Annotated in this window: 15 protein-coding genes; 13 read left to right on the top strand and 2 right to left on the bottom strand. The window is 64.7% G+C overall.

What is annotated here, in order from left to right; all coding sequences use genetic code 11:
• Positions 1-6 precede the first annotated feature (6 nt).
• Positions 7-1,362: a 4-aminobutyrate--2-oxoglutarate transaminase gene (gene gabT / locus QRN59_RS14490; RefSeq protein ID WP_284983205.1), complete on the top strand. Its 1,356-nt coding sequence runs from the start codon at positions 7-9 to the stop codon at positions 1,360-1,362.
• Positions 1,363-1,492: 130 nt separating this feature from the next.
• On the opposite strand, the gene rarD is transcribed toward gabT, so the two are convergent.
• Positions 1,493-2,392, bottom strand: coding sequence for an EamA family transporter RarD (rarD, locus tag QRN59_RS14495; RefSeq protein ID WP_284983293.1), 900 nt, complete (start codon positions 2,390-2,392; stop codon positions 1,493-1,495).
• Positions 2,393-2,695: 303 nt separating this feature from the next.
• Between rarD and QRN59_RS14500 the strand changes: the two genes are divergently transcribed.
• The 3 genes from QRN59_RS14500 (at position 2,696) to QRN59_RS14510 (ending at position 5,949) form a co-directional block, all read left to right on the top strand.
• Positions 2,696-4,129: an FAD-dependent oxidoreductase gene (locus tag QRN59_RS14500; RefSeq protein ID WP_284983206.1), complete on the top strand. Its 1,434-nt coding sequence runs from the start codon at positions 2,696-2,698 to the stop codon at positions 4,127-4,129.
• A gap of 75 nt (positions 4,130-4,204) precedes the next feature.
• Positions 4,205-5,644, top strand: a complete 1,440-nt coding sequence (locus tag QRN59_RS14505) for an amidase (protein ID WP_284983207.1) — start codon at positions 4,205-4,207, stop codon at positions 5,642-5,644.
• A 32-nt stretch (positions 5,645-5,676) separates the two neighbouring features.
• Positions 5,677-5,949: a hypothetical protein gene (locus QRN59_RS14510; protein ID WP_284983208.1), complete on the top strand. Its 273-nt coding sequence runs from the start codon at positions 5,677-5,679 to the stop codon at positions 5,947-5,949.
• A gap of 31 nt (positions 5,950-5,980) precedes the next feature.
• Here QRN59_RS14510 and QRN59_RS14515 read toward each other — a convergent pair whose 3' ends face one another.
• Complete coding sequence (locus QRN59_RS14515) at positions 5,981-6,712, bottom strand: GntR family transcriptional regulator (protein ID WP_284983209.1); 732 nt, start codon at positions 6,710-6,712, stop codon at positions 5,981-5,983.
• A gap of 157 nt (positions 6,713-6,869) precedes the next feature.
• On the opposite strand from QRN59_RS14515, the gene QRN59_RS14520 reads away from it, so the two are divergent.
• The 9 genes from QRN59_RS14520 (at position 6,870) to exaC (ending at position 17,406) form a co-directional block, all read left to right on the top strand.
• Positions 6,870-8,264 (top strand): MFS transporter, encoded by a 1,395-nt coding sequence (locus tag QRN59_RS14520; protein ID WP_284983210.1) that lies wholly within the window; start codon positions 6,870-6,872, stop codon positions 8,262-8,264.
• A complete protein-coding gene (locus tag QRN59_RS14525; protein WP_284983211.1) occupies positions 8,261-9,295 on the top strand; it encodes an L-idonate 5-dehydrogenase in 1,035 nt (344 codons plus the stop codon). The genes QRN59_RS14520 and QRN59_RS14525 overlap by 4 nt, the downstream gene beginning before the upstream one ends.
• 67 nt (positions 9,296-9,362) lie before the next feature.
• Entirely contained in the window at positions 9,363-10,574 is a 1,212-nt protein-coding gene (manD, locus tag QRN59_RS14530) for a D-mannonate dehydratase ManD (RefSeq protein WP_284983212.1), read from the top strand.
• Between the two features lie 44 nt (positions 10,575-10,618).
• The gene (locus QRN59_RS14535) at positions 10,619-11,545 is read left to right on the top strand and encodes a PfkB family carbohydrate kinase (RefSeq protein WP_284983294.1); all 927 of its coding nucleotides are present in this window, start codon (positions 10,619-10,621) and stop codon (positions 11,543-11,545) included.
• Positions 11,533-13,002, top strand: coding sequence for a mannitol dehydrogenase family protein (locus QRN59_RS14540; protein WP_284983213.1), 1,470 nt, complete (start codon positions 11,533-11,535; stop codon positions 13,000-13,002). Before QRN59_RS14535 ends, QRN59_RS14540 begins: the two co-directional genes overlap by 13 nt.
• Positions 12,995-13,627 carry a bifunctional 4-hydroxy-2-oxoglutarate aldolase/2-dehydro-3-deoxy-phosphogluconate aldolase gene (gene eda / locus QRN59_RS14545; RefSeq protein ID WP_284983214.1) on the top strand — a complete coding sequence of 211 codons (633 nt, stop codon included), beginning with the start codon at positions 12,995-12,997 and terminating at the stop codon, positions 13,625-13,627. The genes QRN59_RS14540 and eda overlap by 8 nt, the downstream gene beginning before the upstream one ends.
• A gap of 62 nt (positions 13,628-13,689) precedes the next feature.
• Entirely contained in the window at positions 13,690-15,054 is a 1,365-nt protein-coding gene (locus QRN59_RS14550) for a GAF domain-containing protein (RefSeq protein WP_284983215.1), read from the top strand.
• Positions 15,055-15,137: 83 nt separating this feature from the next.
• Positions 15,138-15,749, top strand: coding sequence for a hypothetical protein (locus QRN59_RS14555; protein WP_284983216.1), 612 nt, complete (start codon positions 15,138-15,140; stop codon positions 15,747-15,749).
• A 133-nt stretch (positions 15,750-15,882) separates the two neighbouring features.
• Positions 15,883-17,406, top strand: a complete 1,524-nt coding sequence (gene exaC, locus QRN59_RS14560; protein ID WP_284983217.1) for an acetaldehyde dehydrogenase ExaC — start codon at positions 15,883-15,885, stop codon at positions 17,404-17,406.
• The last annotated feature ends 24 nt before the right edge of the window (positions 17,407-17,430 follow it).

Consider the following 17,430-nt stretch of genomic DNA (forward strand, 5'->3'; position numbering starts at 1 on the left):
ACCATCATGACCGCAACAGCACATGAAATCACCTACCGCCTGGACCAGGAGCGCAGCATCAACGGCGCCTTCCCCGGCCCCAAGTCGCAGGCCCTGAACGAGCGCCGCGCCGCCGTCGTCGCTGCCGGTGTGTCCTCGGGCGTGCCGGTCTACGTTGAGGACGCCGACGGCGGCATCATCCGCGACGTCGACGGCAACTCCTTCATCGACCTTGGCTCGGGCATTGCCGTGACGAGCGTTGGCGCTTCGGATCCCGCCGTCGTCGCCGCCGTCCAGGATGCGGCAGCGCACTTCACCCACACCTGTTTCATGGTCACGCCGTACGAGGGCTATGTTGCCGTCGCCGAGCAGCTGAACCGGCTTACCCCGGGCGACCACGAGAAGCGCACCGTGCTCTTCAACTCCGGCGCCGAAGCAGTGGAGAACGCCGTCAAGGTGGCACGCCTGGCAACCGGCCGTGACGCCGTCGTCGCCTTCGACCACGCCTACCATGGCCGCACCAACCTGACCATGGCGCTCACCGCCAAGGCCATGCCGTACAAGACCAACTTCGGCCCGTTCGCGCCCGAGGTCTACCGCATGCCGATGAGCTACCCGTTCCGCGAGGAAAACCCGGGGATCACGGGTGCCGAAGCCGCCAAGCGCGCCATCACCATGATCGAGAAGCAGATCGGTGGCGACCAGGTTGCCGCGATCATCATCGAACCGATCCAGGGCGAGGGCGGCTTCATTGTCCCAGCCGAAGGCTTCCTGCCGGCGCTGTCCGCATGGGCCAAGGAAAAGGGCATCGTCTTCATCGCCGACGAGGTCCAGTCCGGTTTCTGCCGCACGGGTGAATGGTTCGCCGTCAACCACGAGGGTGTTGTCCCGGACATCATCACGATGGCCAAGGGCATTGCCGGTGGCCTCCCGCTGTCCGCGATCACCGGCCGCGCAGACCTGCTCGACGCCGTCCACCCGGGCGGCCTCGGCGGCACCTACGGTGGCAACCCGGTTGCCTGCGCCGCAGCGCTTGCGGCCATCGGCACCATGGAGCAGCACGACCTCAACGCACGCGCCCGCCACATCGAGGAAATCGCACTCAGCCGCTTGCGTGAGCTCGCTTCGGAACTTTCCGTCATCGGCGACGTCCGTGGACGCGGTGCCATGCTGGCGATCGAACTGGTCCAGGCCGGCTCCAAGGAACCGAACGCGGAGCTGACCAAGGCTGTTGCCGCCGCGTGCCTCCAGGAAGGCGTCATCATCCTGACCTGTGGTACCTACGGCAACGTGATCCGTCTGCTGCCGCCGCTGGTCATCAGCGACGAACTGCTCCTGGACGGCCTCGAGGTCCTGGCGGCGGCCATCAAGGCCAACGCTTAGCCACAACCTTCAGGTGGACATGCCCACCTCCAGGTTCAAGGGATGGACATAGTGTGACTATGTCCATCCCTTGCGTTTAACAATGAGCATGTCCATTGGTGATCGGTAGCGCTGGGTATGTCCGGGGGTCCTAGGCCGCGCTGAGCCGTGCGCTTTTCCTGATGACCGAGTTCTTGCGTGCCGTGCGTAGCATGTCGAGGGTCAGGAGCAGCAGCGCCAGCCACACGATCCCGAAGCCAACCCAGCGGTCCGGCGTCATGGCTTCGTGGAAGACGGCCAGGGCCACGATGAACTGGAGGACGGGTGCGAAGTATTGCAGGAGGCCGATGGTGGTCATGGGCAGGCGGCGTGCGGAGGCACCGAAGAACAGGAGCGGCACAGCCGTGATGATGCCTGAAGCCGCCAATAGCCAGAAGTGGCCCGGGCCGTTGCTTCCCAAAGTCCCGGCCCCCGTGAGGCCGAGGACAATCATGGTGGCGCCGGCGATCGGCGCGAGGACCACGGTCTCCACAGTGAGGCTCGTGATGGCGTTGACCTTGGGCCCCACGCGCTTCTTCACGAAACCGTAAAGTCCAAAGCTGAACGCCAGGACCAGCGCGATCCACGGCAGCTTGCCATAGGAAACCGTCAAGACGCCGACGGCGATGAAGCCGATCCCGACGGCGGCCCACTGGAGCGGGCGGAGCTTTTCCTTCAGGACGAACACGCCAAGGAGAACCGACACGAGCGGGTTGATGAAGTAGCCGAGCGAGGCTTCGACCGCATGTCCGGTGGTGACGCCGAAGGTGTAGGTCAGCCAGTTGATAGCGATCAGCCCGGCAGCTATGGCGAGTGGCCCCAGGACGGTCCGGTCCCTGAAGGCGTTGCCGAGGAGGCGCCATGTCCGGGTGATCGTGATGAGCAGGGCGCAGAAAATGAGCGACCACACCACCCGGTTGGCGACGATTTCGACCGCTCCGGCGGGTTGCAGCACCAGGAAGTAGAGCGGAAGCAGCCCCCACAAGCCGTACGCCCCGATGCCGAACACCACACCCGCCGTCGTCTCCTTCTTGGCAGTGGCAGCGGCGGCTGCTGCAGCCGAAGCATTCGAAGCGCTGGAAGCACTGGTGGCGGACTGGGCAGGCACGGTTTGCTCGGGCGTAGACACAAAGTCAACAACATCACATTTTGTGAAGGTATTCCTGACCGTACGGCCGGAAAGTTATTGTGAGTTTCCTCGCCCGGTTGTGTCACCTACCGCCACGTCCTGACACTACTGCCACAACTGAGAACTAGAATTGGAAACTGCGCGCCCCACCACGCGGGGCGGATTCCTGTCTCAGAAGGGTTCACGGTGTCCAACTCGGCCGAAACCACCTCAAAACGTCCATTGCGCGTCGCTATTGTCGGCGCAGGGCCGGCCGGCGTGTACGCCGCGGATATCCTGACCAAATCGAACGAGGTCAAGGACGGCGACGTCGAGGTCAGCATCGACCTTTTCGAGGCCTACCCCGCACCGTACGGCCTGATCCGCTATGGCGTGGCGCCGGACCACCCCCGCATCAAGGGCATCGTCAACGCGCTTCACAAGGTCCTGGACCGCGGAGACATCCGCTTCCTCGGCAACGTGACCTACGGCCGCGACCTCACGCTGCACGACTTCCGCGCCTTCTACGACGCGGTGATCTTCTCCACGGGTGCCATCAAGGACGCAGACCTGAACATCCCCGGCATCGAGCTGGAAGGCTCCTTCGGCGGAGCCGACTTCGTCTCCTGGTATGACGGACACCCGGACGTGCCCCGCGAATGGCCCCTGGATGCCAAGGAAGTGGCAGTCATCGGCAACGGCAACGTCGCGCTGGACGTGGCCCGCATGCTCTCCAAGCACGCAGATGACCTCCTGGTGACTGAAATCCCGGACAACGTCTATGCCGCCCTTAAAGCCTCCCCGGTCACGGACGTGCACGTCTTCGGACGTCGCGGCCCAGCCCAGATCAAGTTCACTCCGCTGGAACTGCGCGAGCTCTCGCACTCCAACGACGTGGACATTGTGCTGTACCCGGAAGATTTCGAGTTTGATGAAGCCTCCGACGAGGCCATCCGCAGCAACAACCAGATCAAGACCATGGTCAACACGCTGACCAACTGGCTCGTCGAGGAACATGCCGAAGCAGAGCAGCCCTCGTCCCGCCGGCTGCATTTGCACTTCCTGCACAGCCCGGTGGAAATCGTGTCGGAAGACGGCTCCGGAAAAGTCTCCAGCATCAAATTCGAGCGCATGCAGCTGGACGGCACGGGCAACGTCAAGGGCACCGGCGAGTTCGTGGACTATCCCATCCAGGCCGTCTACCGCGCCATCGGCTACCACGGTTCCCCGCTGGACGAGCTTGAGTACGACGCCCGCCGCGGCGTCATTCCGAACGACGGCGGACGGGTACTGGGCACCGACGGCAAAGCGGTGCCGGGTATCTACGCCACCGGCTGGATCAAGCGCGGACCCGTCGGCCTGATCGGGCACACCAAGGGCGACGCGCTGGAGACCATCGGCTGCCTCCTGGAGGACCGCCTCACGCTGCCCCCGGCCGAAAACCCGGACCCGCAGGCTATCATCAACCTCCTTGAAGAGCGGGGCATCGAGTACACCACCTGGGAAGGCTGGAACAAGCTCGATGCGCACGAACTAGCCCTCGGCGCCGAATGGACCGCCGAAAACCCGGACGCCGGCGTCGTGCGCGAACGCATAAAGGTCGTCCCGCGCGAGGACATGATCGAGATCTCTCGCGGCTAACGGCTAGCGGACGGCACGGCTAACGGCTAGCGGACGGCGCCTAGCGGCCCGGGACGCCCGGTCCTAAAATGAGCCATGGACGAGGAGCTCCGCTGGACTGACGCCGTCGGGCAGGCAGAATTGGTGCGGAGCGGCGCGATTTCGCCGGGCGAACTGCTCGACGCCGGCCGCGACCGTATCCGGGAGATCGATCCGGTTCTGCATTGCATCGTCGCGCACTTGGAACCTGGGGCAGCCGACCCGGCCCCTGACGCACCGTTTCCGGGAGTTCCTTTCCTGGTGAAGGATCTCTCCCTCGAGATCGCGGGAGCCCCCTTCAACGAAGGCTCCCGCTGGTTGAAGGACAACGTCTCAAGCCAGGACCAGGAGCTTGTGCGGCGGTACCGCCGGGCCGGACTTGCCATCCTCGGGAAGACCAACACGCCGGAATTCGGGCTCAGCCCGCATTGCGAGCCGGCCTTGCATGGTGCCACCCGAAACCCTTGGAACCTGGGGCTATCCACGAGCGGCTCCAGCGGCGGGTCCGCTGCCGCCGTCGCCTCCGGAATGGTCCCCATGGCGCACGGGAACGATCTTGGCGGATCCCTTCGTTACCCCGCTGCGTGGTGCGGGGTTTTCGGGTTCAAGCCGACCCGCGGCCGGGTTCCCATGGGCCCTGAGTATGGCGACGTGGCCGGGGGCTTCGCCGTGGAACATGCGCTGACCCGGAGCGTGCGCGATTCGGCGGCTCTCCTCGACGCGACGGCAGGTCCGTCGCTCGGTGATCCATATTGGGCGCCGCCCCAGGCACGGCCCTTCCTGCTTGAGGCCGGCACTGTTCCGGGAACGCTCCGCATCGCTGCAACGGCGACGCCCAACTCGGGACAGCAGGTGCATCCGGACTACCTGAGGGTGTTCGAGGAAACCGTGGAATTGCTCGCCGGGCTGGGTCACACAGTCACAGAAGCGCACCCCGAGAGCCTGGGGCGGGCCGGGCACCGGGCGGTCAGGGCCGTCTATGGAGGCGCGATCGCGTGGATAGAGGCGTACTGGACGCAGAGGATGGGCAGGCCGCCCGAAGCCGGTGAGATCGAGCCGTTCACCGCAGCCAATTTTGAGCGCTCGCGGGCCGTGACAGGCGGGCAATACCTCCTTGGCATGGAGGAATTGCAGCGCTTCAGCCGCCGTCTGGCTGGATTCTTCGAGGAATTCGACGTCTGGATGACACCCACCGTCGGCTGGCCACCGTTGCCCCTTGGAACGCTGCGGGGGACCGAGGAAGAACCGTTGCGCGGCGAGCGCGAAGCCGGCCGCTTCCTCATGTTCGACGGCGAGTACGCGAACATCTCGGGCAACCCGGCCATGTCGGTGCCACTCGGAGTCGACTCGACCGGCCTGCCGGTGGGCATGTCCTTCCTTGGCCGCTTCGGGGACGAGGCCACGCTCTTTCGCCTGGCGGGCCAGCTTGAGAAAGCCGCACCTTGGGCGGACCGCAAACCTGAAGCCATCGCACGGGCCTTGGCTGCACCGCTCTGAAGCTGAAGCAAGACAGGAGAGAAGCAATGTTCATGGGCGTCTACCATTTCGACGGGGATCCCGCTCAACTGCTGGAAGGTCACAAGCGCATGGTGGGCCTCCTGCCACCCGGTGCGTTGAAGATCCATGTATGCCTATCCACCGAAGGGGGCATCTCGGTCTACGACACCTGTCCGGACAGGGCAACGTTTGACCGCTTCAGCCGTGGCCACAGTTTCGCCGAACTCGTCGCCGAAGTTGGACTGCCCGTCCCCCGGATCGAAGCGTTGGGCGAGGTCGAGTCGTACGAATTCCACCCGGAGTGACTTCGCCACCAGTCTCGTCGCGATGAGGGCCTTATGCCAACCGGGCGATGCTCCGCCTGATGGGACGTGGCACGGTGCCGTCCGAGAAGAGTTCGGGCGTGGCAGCCTGGATGCGCTTGACGTCGTCGAAAACGCCCCGCAGGTGGACGCGCAGTGAATCGTCTGCTCCGGCGGGATTGTTTGCCTCCAGGGCATCGACGATCGCCGTGTGTTGCTCAATCAAGGTGGAAACTGGCCGGGTGTCGATGAGGCTCAGCCGCCGTGCGCGGTCCAAATGCGCCTTGGCTGAATTCACTGCGGTCCATGCAGTTTCATGGCCGGCCAGGCGCAGCAATTCGCGGTGGAAGTCCTCGTCCAGCCGGAAGAATTCGTCGACGTCGCCGGCGGCCTCGGCACCTCGTTGGTCGTTGAGGATTTCGCGGAGCCCCGCAATCCCCTCGCCATCAACCACGGCGTCAACCAGGGAGGCACACTCGATGGCTTCCCTGACGAACTGAGCTTCGGCGACCCTGCCGAGATCCACCAGGGAGACGAACGAACCGATCTGCGGGAAGACCTGAACCAGGCCTTCTTCGCGCAGCAGAATCAGGCTTTCCCTGACCGGCGTCCTGCTGACCCCTAGCTCCTGGGCCAGTTCATTTTCGGACAGGGGCTCACCGGGCCGCAGCTCGAGCGAAATGATTCGACGCCGGAGGGTGTCCAGGGTCCGGTCACGTACTGAAAGCCGGGGCGCCTGGTCACTTGCTGGTTTATTCGTAGCCACGTGTCCAGTCTAATCTCCATTGACAGACTAGAATGGTAGTGCTTGTATGGTAGTAATCAAACGGCCGACTCAAGCCTTGTCACGAGGTATTACGAGCGCTGGCATTCCCTCCGAGAACTCTCCATTTCGCTTTTCATCGCCTGCAAAGGAGCAATTGATGACCGAGAGCTTTGCCCCACCCGCCGTCAAGCCAACTACCAGGAGCACGGGCGACCTCGCGAAGGTTGCCGTTTCCGGATGGCTCGGGACTGCCATGGAATTCATGGACTTCCAGCTCTACTCGCTAGCAGCGGCCATTGTCTTCAACAAGATCTTCTTCCCGGACGTCAGCCCGGTCATCGGTTTGATCGCCGCCATGGCGACCTACGGCGTCGGATATGTGGCCCGCCTTGTCGGTGCGATCTACTTCGGACGCATGGGTGACCGGATCGGCCGCAAGAAGGTCCTGTTCATCACCATCGCACTCATGGGTGCATCCACCACCCTGATCGGCGTGCTTCCCACCTACGCGATGATCGGTATTTGGGCCCCGATCCTGCTCGTCGCGCTGCGCCTCATCCAGGGCTTTGGCGCCGGCGCCGAAATTGCCGGGGCAACGGTCATGCTCACCGAATACGCATCCGCCCGTCGTCGCGGCCTGATCTCGTCCCTGGTGTGCCTTGGAACCAACTCCGGAACCCTCGGCGCTTCAGCGCTCTGGGCGATCCTCGTTGCTGCTCTTCCCCAAGACCAATTGCTCAGTTGGGGTTGGCGTATCCCGTTCCTGGCGAGCTTCGTGCTGATGATCTTCGCGATTTGGATTCGCCGTTCCCTCAAGGAAAGCCCGGTGTTCGAGGAACGTGCCGACGTCGTTGATGGCGTGGCCCTGTCCAAGCAAGACATCATGTCCAAGCAGGACATCAAGGACAGCAAAAAATCCACCAGCACCATCGAAGCCGCGCTCCACCAGCGCAAGGGCAAGGCCTTCCTCATCGCGCTTGGTCTGCGGTTTGGCCAGGCGGGCAATTCCGGTCTCGTCCAGACGTTCCTGGTCGGATACCTCGCTACCGTGCTGCTGGTCGACAAGACCGTAGGCACCACGGCCATCGTCTACGGTTCCCTGCTGGGTTTCGTCACCATTCCGCTGATCGGTCTCCTGGGTGACCGCTTCGGACGCAGGCCCCTATACCTGGTCCTCAGCGCCTTGAGCGCACTGTTCGCCATTCCCATGATGCTGATGGTCACCAGCGGGAACCCCGCCGTCATCACGACTGGCATGGTCGTTGGACTTAACCTGGGCGTCCTCAGCCTCTTCTCGATGGAGAGCGTCACGATGGCCGAATTCTTTGGAGCCCGCACCCGCTTCACCCAGCTGGCGTTGGCCAAGGAAATCGGCGGCATCCTCGCCACCGCCATCGGTCCGCTACTGGCTGCAACCCTGACGGCCGTCACCGGTCAATGGTGGCCGCTGGCGGCAATGCTCATCGGCTACTCGCTGATTACCTTGGTTTCCGCCGCCGCCGGACCGGAAGTCCGCGGCCGTGACATGGTCCTCCTGGAAGACGCCGTATGAAAGCGGTAGTGGTCCACGGAGCGAACGACCTCCGCATCGACCAGCGGCCGGACCCGGTCGCAGGGCCCGGAGAAGTGGTTCTTGACGTCGAGTGGGGCGGGATCTGCGGTTCGGACCTGGCCTACTGGAAGCACGGTGCGTCTGGAACAGCGACGCTGAAATCGCCGCTCATCTTGGGCCACGAGGTTGCCGGCCGCATCGCCCAACTGGGCGCCGGCGTCGAGAATTTCGACGTCGGCCAACCCGTCACGGTACATCCCGCGGAACTGGTAGGCGACGGCGTCCTGCCGGAGCGTGTGGCCGGTCGCACCAACCTGTATCCGCATGTCCGGTACTTCGGATCGGCCGCCTTTGACCCGCACACGGACGGTGGCTTCAGCGAACGGAAGCTCGTGCGGGCATCGCAACTCCGGTCCCTGCCCGACGGTGTCGACACGTTGCGCGGTGCGCTCGCTGAACCGCTCGCCGTCGCCATGCACGCCGTCGGCAGGGCGGGATCACTCGCCGGGCGGGACGTCCTGGTGAACGGTGCAGGTCCGATCGGTTCGTTGGTGATTGCTGCTGCCAAGTACGCGGGTGCCAAGACCGTCATCGCGGCGGACATCAGCGACGACTCGCTGCGGATCGCGAAGGCCATGGGGGCCGACGAAGTGCGCAATGTCGCAAACGGCGGCGCGCTTCCCGACGGCGTCGAACTGGTTTTTGAGGCCTCCGGTGTCCCCAGCGTCCTAGGCAGCGTCCTCAAAGCCACATCCCGGGGCGGAACCCTTGTCCAGGTGGGCAACCTGCCTGGCGCCCCGAGTCCCGCGGCCATTGGTGACTTGGTGACACGCGAAATCACATGGATCGGCTCCTACCGCTTCGTGGATGAGATCAGCGACGCCCTGGTGGCCATGACCAACGGCCTGGATGTTTCACCCGTGATCACGCATAAATTCGCCATCGATCAAGCCGCCGAAGCCATGCGGGTGGCCACAGACCCAGCATCCGGCAGCAGCAAAGTCATGCTGCAGCTGAGCCAAGCCAACTAACTCGCAGTAGGTGTCGTTTTGACCGCTCAAAACGACACCTACTGCCACCTACTTGAAGGAAAACGCAGTGAAGATCACCGACGCTCGGGTGGTGGTTTCGTCCCCGGGACGAAACTACGTCACGCTCGTTATTGAAACCGAGGACGGCCTCACCGGCATCGGCGACGCAACGCTCAACGGCCGGGAACTGGCTGTGGCGTCGTACCTGTCCGAGCACCTCTGCCCGCTGCTGATCGGCCGGGACGCACGCCGCATCGAGGACACCTGGCAGTACTTTTACAAGGGCGCTTACTGGCGCCGCGGCCCGGTGACCATGACGGCGATCGCCGCTATCGACGTCGCGCTCTGGGACATCAAGGGCAAGGCCGCCGGCATGCCGGTGTATGAACTCCTGGGCGGCGCGGCCCGCGAAGGCGTGATGGTCTACGGCCACGCCAGCGGGTCCACGCTGGAGGACCTCAGTAACGACTTCCAGCATCACCTCGATCTCGGCTACAAGGCCATCCGTGCCCAGGCCGCGGTTCCGGGGCTGGACAAGACGTACGGGATCGCGCCGGTGGACGGCAAAACCTACGAGCCGGCGAGCGGCAACGTCCCCCAGGAAGACACCTGGGAGACCACGGCGTACCTGGATTTTGCGCCGAAGATGATGGCGCATGTCCGTGAACAGTTCGGCTACGGCGTGCATGTCCTCCACGATGTCCACCACCGGCTGACGCCCATTGAGGCCGGCCGGCTGGGATCCTCGCTGGAGCAGTATCGGCCGTTCTGGATCGAGGATCCGACGCCGGCGGAGGATCAGTCGGCGTTCCGGCTGATCCGTCAACACACGACGACGCCGATCGCGGTCGGTGAGGTTTTCAACTCCATCTGGGATTGCCAGCAGCTGATCACCGAACGCCTCATCGACTTCATCCGCGCTTCCGTTTCACACGCCGGCGGCATCACGCACCTGCGCCGCATTTTCTCCCTTGCGGACCTCTACGGCGTCCGCTCCGGCTCGCACGGTGCCGGTGACCTTTCGCCGGCCTCCTTCGCCGCGGCGCTTCACGTGGACATGAGCATTCCCAACTTCGGCGTCCAGGAATACATGGGCCACAGGGACCCGGCAGGCGAGGTGTTCAAGACGTCCTACACCTTCACCGACGGTTACATGCATCCCGGCGACGCTCCGGGCCTCGGGGTGGAATTCGATGAAGAAGCGGCATTGTCTTTCCCCTTCGATCCGAAATATCTACCCATCAACCGCCGCCTCGACGGGTCGGTGCATGACTGGTGAATACCCTCACTGAACCCCTGCAGAGCCCGTTCGATGTCGTCGTGATGGGCGAAATCCTCCTCGAGGTAGCCACGGACGTTCCCCTCGGCCACGGCGTTCCCGCGCAGCTCGGCATCTCCGGGGACGCCCTGAATGTCGCGGCGTCAGCCGCAGCGGCGGGCGCCCGAGTCGGGCTGCTATCCGTAGTGAGCGACGACGAGCTCGGCCAAGCGATTGCCGCCAGGATCCGGGAACTCGGCATTTCCACGGAACTGCTGAAGTTCAGGCGCGGCCAGCAAGGCGTGTACTTGATGCACTGCGACCCCGACGGCCGGCGGGAATTCTCCTATGCCCGCCACGGCAGCGTTGGATCCACGCTCAGCCCCGACGACGTCGATCCCGCCGTGTTTTCGGACGCCGGTGCAGTGGTGGCGGGCGGGATCGCCTGTGCTATTTCCAGCACATCGCGTGCCGCCGTCCTCAAAGCCGCGGGACTTTCGCCCCGCTTTGTGTTCGACCCCAACTTCCGGCCGCGGCTTACCTCCGTGGAGGACGCGACGGCGGTCCTCGCCGAACTGGCGTCCCAAGCGTTCTTCGTGACTCCCTCGTTTCCTGGAGAAACCTCGGCGCTCTTGGGTTGTGGGTCCGCTGAGGAGGCCGTTGAGAAGCTTCGAGGGCTCGGGGCCGCGAACGTGGCGGTGACGTGCGGGGCCGACGGCATTCAACTGGGGAGCGCCACCGACTCACTGTGGGTTGACGCGATACCGGCGCCCGTCGTCGTGGACCAGACCGGTGCCGGGGACGCCTTCGTGGGCACAACGACCGCCCGTCTGGTGCTCGGTGACCCGCTGACGGCGGCGGCCCGCTACGGTGCCGCGGCCGCCTCGCTCGTGGTGGGTGGCAAGGGCGGAACCGGGTTCATTCCGACGTTTGAGCAGACGCGGGCGCACGCCGCCTCCCGCGCCGACGGAGAACTGACGTGGCACGCCTAAGCTACGGCGCGCTCGCCTCTCGCGAAGGTTCCCAGCCGTTGCTTCCGGCGGGGGCAGTGAAGCCCGGAATCGTCCACCTTGGCCTGGGAGCCTTCGCCCGCGCGCACACCGCTGTTTTCACGGAGCGAGCCATGGCGGCTTCCGGCGACCCTGATTGGGGGATTATCGGATTCACCCAACGTTCTGACACGGTCGCGCGGCAGTTGGCACCCCAGGACGGGCTGTTCACCGTAACAGAGAGGGGCCGCAGTGCGGCGCCCCTTCGTGTCGTCTCCAGCATCAGCGAAGCCCTTTCCGGACGGGACAACCCCGGGACAGTTGGCGAGCGCATAGCTTCGGAAACAACCAAGGTGGTCACGCTGACGATCACCGAGAAGGGGTACAGGATCGATCCCCGCACCGGAGGGTTGAACACGGCGGATGAGGATGTCCAGTCGGATCTCGCAGGCAGGCCTCCGCTCACGGCCATCGGCCAGATCACGCGGGGACTCCAACGGCGATCACGAGCTGACGCAGGGCCGATCACCGTGGTCTCCTGTGACAACCTTCCAAGCAACGGGGAATTCACCAGGAAATTGGTGCACTCGTTCGCCGCCGAGCTGCCTTCAGCCGAGTCGGGTCCGCTGATTTCATGGCTGGAAGCGAACGTGACATTCCCGAACACGATGGTGGACCGGATGGTCCCGGCAACCACTGCCGGTGACCTTGACACCGTAGAACGTGAACTGGGCCTGCGGGACGAGGCTGCTGTGGTGGCCGAACCATTCCGGCAGTGGGTCATCGAGGACAACTTCGCGTCCGGCCGCCCGCGGTGGGAGGACGCCGGCGCCATCTTCAGTACCGATGTCGCCGCCTGGGAGGCCGCCAAGCTGCGTCTTCTGAACGCCAGCCACTCGATGCTCGCGTACCTTGGGTTGGCCTCGGGCAAGACGACCATCAGCGACGCCGTAGGGGAGGACGCCTTCCTCGCAGCGTGCAGCCGAATGATGACCGAAGACGTGATCCCCTCCATCACGCTGCCCGCCGGGCTCGACGGCGAGGCCTACTGTGCGCAGGTCCTGGGACGCTTCGCCAACGCTGCATTGGGTCACACCACCGCCAAAGTGGGTAGCGACGGCTCACAAAAGATCGGCCTTCGGCTGCTGAGCACGGTCCGGGGAAACCTCGACGCCGGACGCGAGCCTCGCTGGGCCGCTCTGGCGGTCGCGGCGTGGATGCGGCACGTTGCGACCACACCGGCAAGTCGTCTGGACGATCCGCTTGCCGCGGAGCTGCATGCGATACTCCCGTCCACACGGACGGCAGCCACTGTGATCCCGGCACTTCTTGGCTGCCCCAGCATCTTCGACGCCGATTTGGCTGATCACACCGGATTCGCTGAGTTGCTCACGCACTGGTACCGCATCATCGACAACCACGGGCTCGACGGCCTGAGAAACGAGATCCACCATGGCTGACGCCACACACATCCTGCGCACTTCACCGGTGATTCCCGTGGTCACCATCGACGAACCGAGGCATGCTGTACGAGCGGCCCAGGCGCTTGCCGACGGCGGCGTCCGGATCATCGAACTGACGCTCCGGACGGAGAGCGCCCTCGAATCGCTCAAACTCATCGGCGAGGAAGTACCGGACATCCTGCTGGGTGCCGGCACGGTCCTCACTCCCGGCCAGGCCGACGCCGCGGTATCTGCCGGCGCGCAGTTCCTTGTCAGCCCCGGAGTCACCGCCGCGCTTCTTGGGCACATGCTCACCCTTGACGTCCCGGTGCTGCCCGGAGTCGCCACCGTCGGCGAAGTCATGGCCGTGCTGGAACGTGGACTCCACGCCATGAAGTTCTTCCCGGCGGGTCCGGCCGGTGGTCCCAAGTACCTCGCGGCCATCGGAGCTCCCATCCCGCAAGTGCAGTTCTGCCCCACCGGCGGCATCAGCCTGGCCTCAGCGCCGGACTACCTGAAGCTGCCCAATGTGTCCTGCGTCGGAGGCAGCTGGCTGACACCCAGCGACGCCATCGAAAACGGCGACTGGCAGCGCATCACCGAGCTCGCCCAACAGGCCGTGACCCTCGCCGTCTCCCCATAGGCAAAGCCTCGAGACCCAACTAGACTGGCCCATACTGTGCTGCGTCCGGTTTTGGGAGTTCGATGAAGAATCCGATCCATCCGGCAGCTTCGGTCAATGATGTCGCCGAGCTGTTGCAGCGCCATGCCCGCGCTGGCCATGAGCAAATTGATACGTGGCGCTTTGGGCTTCCAGATGTCACGGAGCTTTCCGGTTTGCGTAGCCTGATCAAGGAATCCTGGCAGCGTTCCGCGCAGCTCAAGGCGAACCCGGACCAGCCCGAAGCTCCCGTGGCCATGGACCTCGACGAGCTCGAGGAATACCGCCGCCAACACCCGCTGGCCATCATCATGCCCGTCATCCAGAAGCTCCTCATCCAGCCCAGCTATGAGAGCGGGCTGCTGGTCGCCGTGGGGGACGAGCTCGGCCGCCTGCTGTGGGTGGACGGAAATCCCGCGATGCGGCGCCGCGCCGAAGGCATGATGTTCGTGGCAGGCGCAGACTGGTCCGAAGCCGCCGTCGGGACGAGTGCCCCCGGCACGGCGCTCGCCTTGGGCCGCGGCATCCAGATTTCCGGCGCCGAGCACTACAAACGCTCCGTCCACCCGTGGAGCTGCACCGCCGTGCCTTTTCATGACCCTGACTCCGGCGCGCTCCTCGGCGTCGTCGACATCACCGGCACGGAAGCCGCTGTCGCACCCCACACGCTTTCCCTCGTTGAAGCAACCGTGGCGGCAGCGCAGGCGCAATTGCGCGTGGAAAGGCTCCAGCTCGCGGCGACCAAGCACTCGGCGCCTTCCCGACGCCGGAACTCGCCTTCCGCCGTCGGCTCGCGCCAGGGCACGGGGCTGTACCGGAACAGCCTCCAGCTGCTGGGCCGGGACCAGGCCCTGTTGAGCATCGGAGGACGCAGCATTCCGCTTTCCGCGAGGCACAGCGAGATCCTGGCGTTGCTGGGAACCCGTCCCGAGGGGCTCAGTGCCGAGGAGCTCGCTCTGTCCCTCTATCCGGGAGATGGCTTCACCGTCACCCTCCGGGCGGAAATGGTGCGCCTGCGCAAAGTCCTGCACGAACTCGACCCCGCGGCAGTTCCGGAATCCCGCCCCTACCGGCTCCCGATCGACCTCGGCCAGGACGCCGCCCAGGTCCTGTCCTGCCTGCAGCGGGGCGCCCACCGCATTGCCTTGGAGATCTACAAAGGCGCCGTCCTTCCGCATTCGGAAGCCCCCGGCATTGTGGAGCTCCGTGAGAAGGTTTCGGCGCTCTTGCGCGAGGCGGTCCTCAACGACGGCAGTGCCGAGGCGCTGCTCAAGTATGCCGGGCTGCCTGAGGCGAAGAACGACGTCGATGTGCGGCTTGCCGCCCTCAAGCTCCTGCCGCCGCGCTCGCCCAAGCGGGCTTCCGTCGTCGCCGAGCTTGAACGCCTGGAAACCGAACTGTCGGCCTGACGCGGGCCCATCGTGTGGCACTCGGGAAATACGGAGTTTCGGCCCGTATCGTAGAACCGAGCCGAACGAAAGAAGCATTCCCCGTGTTGAACAAACGCCTCGCCGTTGCCCTGACCGTTTCCGGACTCCTTGCCGGAGCCACAGCCTGCGGGGCACCCACCCAGACAGCGCCCGCATCGGCAATGCCTTCGGCTTCGGCCACCACAGCTGCCGCCGCCGGCTGGGAACTCGATCCAGCCGCCGGCGCCCGGAGAATCAAGGCCGCGGGCCTGGATATCCTGACCGCCGAAGGCACCGCAGAGCACTATCACGCCCACTTGGATGTCCTTGTTGATGGCAAAGCCGTCACGGTCCCGGCCGAGATCGGCTTCAGTTTCGGGGCCGACGGGCAGCCCAACGGAATCTCGGCGCTTCACACCCACGACACCTCCGGCGTAATTCACATCGAAGCGCCTACGCCCGGCCTTAAGTACACACTGGGCCAGGTCCTGAGCGAATGGGGAGTCCTGGACGGTAAAGATGCCACCGGAGCACCGCACAGCGGGACCGGCGGCTGGACCGCATATGTGAACGGCGCAAAGCAGAGTGCGCCTGTGTCTGACGTGGTCCTCAAGGCCCACGACGAAGTGGTGCTCTCCTATGGTGCCGCACCCTCGCCGGTTCCAAGCTCCTACGCTTTCCCCGCGGGCCTCTAGCTTGCAGGACCCCGGTAGGTGAGTACCGCCTGGAAGTGATCTGAAACACAGGGTTGCAACCTGCTTGCAACCTCCCCGCTCCTACGCTGAAGCCATAGCAAAGCCACCATCATGCGGAGCAAAGGAGCTAGCAATGACTGTTTATGCACAGCCGGGTGCCGAGGGTTCTAAGGTCACGTTCAAGGACCGTTACGAGAACTGGATCGGCGGAGAGTGGGTTGCCCCGGTCAAGGGGCGGTACTTCGAGAACATCACCCCGGTGACCGGGAAGGCCTTCTGCGAGGTTGCACGGGGCACGGCAGAGGATATCGAGCTGGCTTTGGACGCCGCGCACAAAATAGCACCGTCCTGGGGCAAGACTTCGGCCACGGAGCGCGCCGCGGTCCTGAACAAGATCGCGGACCGGATCGATGAAAACGTCGAGCTGCTGGCCGTGGCCGAGAGCTGGGACAACGGCAAACCCATCCGGGAAACCCTGAACGCGGACATCCCCCTCGCGGCGGACCATTTCCGCTACTTCGCCTCCGCGATCCGCGCCCAGGAAGGCCACTTGTCCCAGCTGGACGAGGACACCACGGCCTACCACTTCCGCGAGCCGCTCGGCGTCGTGGGCCAGATCATCCCCTGGAACTTCCCGATCCTCATGGCCGTGTGGAAGCTCGCCCCGGCACTTGCCGCGGGCAACGCCGTCGTCCTCAAGCCCGCCGAGCAGACCCCGTCCTCCATCCTGGTGCTGATGGAACTGATCAGTGACCTGCTCCCCGCCGGGGTGGTCAACGTCGTCAACGGCTTCGGCGTCGAGGCCGGCAAGCCCCTGGCGTCCAGCCCGCGGATCCGCAAGATCGCCTTCACCGGTGAGACCACCACGGGCCGGCTGATCAGCCAGTACGCGTCACAGAACCTGATCCCGGTGACCCTTGAACTGGGCGGCAAGAGCCCGAATATCTTCTTCGACGACGTCGCCGCACAGAACGACGCGTTCTACGACAAGGCGCAGGAAGGCTTCACGCTCTTCGCCTTCAACCAGGGCGAAGTCTGCACCTGCCCCTCCCGCGCCCTGGTCCAGGAAGGCATCTACGACTCGTTCATGGCCGACGCCGTGGCCCGGACCAACAAGATCATCCAGGGCAACCCGCTGGATACCGACACCCAGCTCGGTGCCCAGGCCTCCAACGACCAGCTGGAGAAGATCCTTTCCTACATCGACATTGGAAAGCAGGAGGGTGCCAAGGTCCTCAGCGGCGGCGCCCGTGCACAGCTCGACGGCGACCTGGCCGGCGGCTACTACGTCCAGCCGACCATTTTCGAGGGCCATAACCGGATGCGGATCTTCCAGGAGGAGATCTTCGGCCCCGTGGTGTCCGTGACGAAGTTCAGCGACTACAACGACGCCATCGGTATCGCCAACGACACCCTCTACGGCCTCGGCGCCGGCGTCTGGTCCCGCAACGGCAACGTCGCCTACCGGGCGGGCCGGGAAATCCAGGCTGGCCGCGTCTGGGTCAACAACTACCACGCCTACCCGGCCGGCGCCGCGTTCGGCGGGTACAAGTCCTCCGGCATTGGTCGTGAGAACCACGCGATGATGCTGGACCACTACCAGCAGACCAAGAACCTCCTGGTCAGCTACAACGAGAACAAGCTCGGCTTCTTCTAAGCCGCACTTAACCGGCGGGGAGTG

The sequence above is a fragment of the Arthrobacter sp. efr-133-TYG-118 genome (genome assembly GCF_030209755.1).
GTDB lineage: Bacteria > Actinomycetota > Actinomycetes > Actinomycetales > Micrococcaceae > Arthrobacter.

What these genes read in the sequence shown, in the direction of transcription:
- QRN59_RS14505 (WP_284983207.1), top strand. Translation starts at nt 4,205, where the DNA reads ATGGACGAGGAGCTCCGCTGGACTGACGCCGTCGGGCAGGCAGAATTG.
- QRN59_RS14550 (WP_284983215.1), top strand. Translation starts at nt 13,690, where the DNA reads ATGAAGAATCCGATCCATCCGGCAGCTTCGGTCAATGATGTCGCCGAG.
- QRN59_RS14520 (WP_284983210.1), top strand. Translation starts at nt 6,870, where the DNA reads ATGACCGAGAGCTTTGCCCCACCCGCCGTCAAGCCAACTACCAGGAGC.
- exaC (WP_284983217.1), top strand. Translation starts at nt 15,883, where the DNA reads ATGACTGTTTATGCACAGCCGGGTGCCGAGGGTTCTAAGGTCACGTTC.
- QRN59_RS14535 (WP_284983294.1), top strand. Translation starts at nt 10,619, where the DNA reads ATGGGCGAAATCCTCCTCGAGGTAGCCACGGACGTTCCCCTCGGCCAC.
- eda (WP_284983214.1), top strand. Translation starts at nt 12,995, where the DNA reads ATGGCTGACGCCACACACATCCTGCGCACTTCACCGGTGATTCCCGTG.
- gabT (WP_284983205.1), top strand. Translation starts at nt 7, where the DNA reads ATGACCGCAACAGCACATGAAATCACCTACCGCCTGGACCAGGAGCGC.
- QRN59_RS14525 (WP_284983211.1), top strand. Translation starts at nt 8,261, where the DNA reads ATGAAAGCGGTAGTGGTCCACGGAGCGAACGACCTCCGCATCGACCAG.
- QRN59_RS14510 (WP_284983208.1), top strand. Translation starts at nt 5,677, where the DNA reads ATGGGCGTCTACCATTTCGACGGGGATCCCGCTCAACTGCTGGAAGGT.